Raw genomic sequence first — 1,827 nt, 5'->3', positions numbered from 1 at the left:
CCAGTCCAATACCAATTGGGCAATAGATTGCGATGGTCGTAAAAATTATCCTCAGCCATTTGCGGCATATCCAGGTAGTACATGCCGCGCACAAATTCTCGCCAACCTAGAATCTGGCGAATGAAACCCTCTACTGTTGCAAGCTCTAAGTTGTGCTTTTTCCAAGCAAGCAAAACGGCATCAATGACTTCTCTCGGATTGAGCAACTTTAAATTCAGCGAACTCGACAACAGCGAGTGCCAACCAAAAGGCGTATCTGTCCACATCGCATCTTCATAGATACCGAAGGTCGCTAAGCGGTGCTCTACAAACCCCTCGAGTGCTTGAAGCGCTTGTTGGCGCGTCACAGGCCATTGAAAATTGGCCAACGACCCAGGGTGATCTGAGTAGCGCTCCTCTACTTCAATCAATACAGCTTTAGTAATCGCATCTGGTTCAAATAATTCTGGAGGCGGAATAAGGCCTGGACCTTTCTTGGGAAAGGGTTTGCGATTATCTCGATCGAAGTTCCACTGCCCACCCTCTGGATTACCTTCTTTATCAACCAGGATGTTGTGGGTCTTGCGCATGAGTCGATAGAAATACTCCAAACGCAATTCTTTCTTGCCTGCAACTCAGTTAGAAAATTCATGACGTGAGCAATAGAAATGGGGGTCTTCCTGCATTTCTAATTCAATGCCTAATTCAGAGACCAATGTTTCAATCTCACACTTAAGCCGATATTCCCCGGGCTCAAGACAAACTAAGTGAGTACATTGATATTTTTCAATAATGACTCGTAGCGTATCGCCAATGGATTTTGGAGACTGCTTGATGTATCGCAGTGGAATATCAAGCTCTTCCAGCTCCTTGGCAAAGTGGCGCATTGCCGATAAAAATAATGTAATTTTTGCCTTATGAGACCAAACATACTGAGCCTCATCCGCAGACTCAATCATGACTACCTGATCAGCCTGAGGATTGAGATTTTTTAATACTGGGCTATTGATATCTAGCTGATCACCCAGAATAAGAACGAGCTTTTTCAAATCTCCATCCTTACCAATTACTCAGCTTAGCGCTTGTAAAAGCTCAGGGTAACCTCACCAAGATCAATTCCAAACTTACTCATCTTGGCCTTATTCAGCATGACCTTAGGCGTTACAAGATACATCCAATCGTTAAATTGCACGTGATAAATTGTGCCGTCTACTGGCAATGCCAATGTGTAAGCCCAGTTAAGGGCATTGCCCGCCGATTCACCCAGCGCCTCACCCACCACATCATCTGCCCTGCCAATATATTTACCCGGGGCAGTTTCAGTCAAAGTCCAGATACGCTTTTGCTTCGTGCCATCGGAATATTCAAAACTCTCATCGAGAGTGCCCACTTTTTTGCCATCAACGACTTTCCACTGCGCTACCAAGAGGACAGTAAACCGTTTTTTAACTTCACCACTACGATCGGTAAAGATTCCATAGGCATCTATCGTGCCGTTGAAGTATTCACTCAGATCTAAGTTGGGCTTCTCGTTAGCGTACTGCGTTACTGAAGGCGAAGAACAGCCAAATAGACCGAATGCAATCAAGCAAACACCCAAACACTTTGAAACGAAATGGATTTTGCGCATTAACATGCTCCTGAAATGAGTGGTGGCGGGCAGCCCTGCCCTAAGAGCTCAGCCCTGAGTTTTGGGACGCTAGTTTTTGAATCTAACCAAATACCAAAAAAGGCTTTTGCAAAATCGGCACCCTGAATTTGCGATATCTTCTTACCTTCATAGAAGAAACTGGTGCCCTGCTTAGGAACATAGACAGCAGCAATAGTCTGGCCAGGCTCTACATTAGG

General features: G+C 45.1%; 2 protein-coding genes and 1 pseudogene. All 3 read right to left on the bottom strand.

The features are described from left to right. Positions 1-1,028 (bottom strand): annotated as a pseudogene (locus B7Y67_RS16930) (cryptochrome/photolyase family protein); the annotation flags it as partial. Between the two features lie 26 nt (positions 1,029-1,054). Continuing rightward, positions 1,055-1,609 carry a DUF3833 domain-containing protein gene (locus B7Y67_RS16925; RefSeq protein WP_215301713.1) on the bottom strand — a complete coding sequence of 185 codons (555 nt, stop codon included), beginning with the start codon at positions 1,607-1,609 and terminating at the stop codon, positions 1,055-1,057. Then, a partial coding sequence (locus B7Y67_RS16920) for a chalcone isomerase family protein (RefSeq protein WP_293599628.1) occupies positions 1,609-1,827 on the bottom strand: 219 nt, incomplete at its 5' end. The genes B7Y67_RS16925 and B7Y67_RS16920, both read right to left, overlap by 1 nt.

This window comes from Polynucleobacter sp. 35-46-11 (assembly GCF_002281105.1).
Note: the sequence above shows the minus strand (reverse complement) of the source record. Positions and strands in the feature narration are given on the sequence as shown.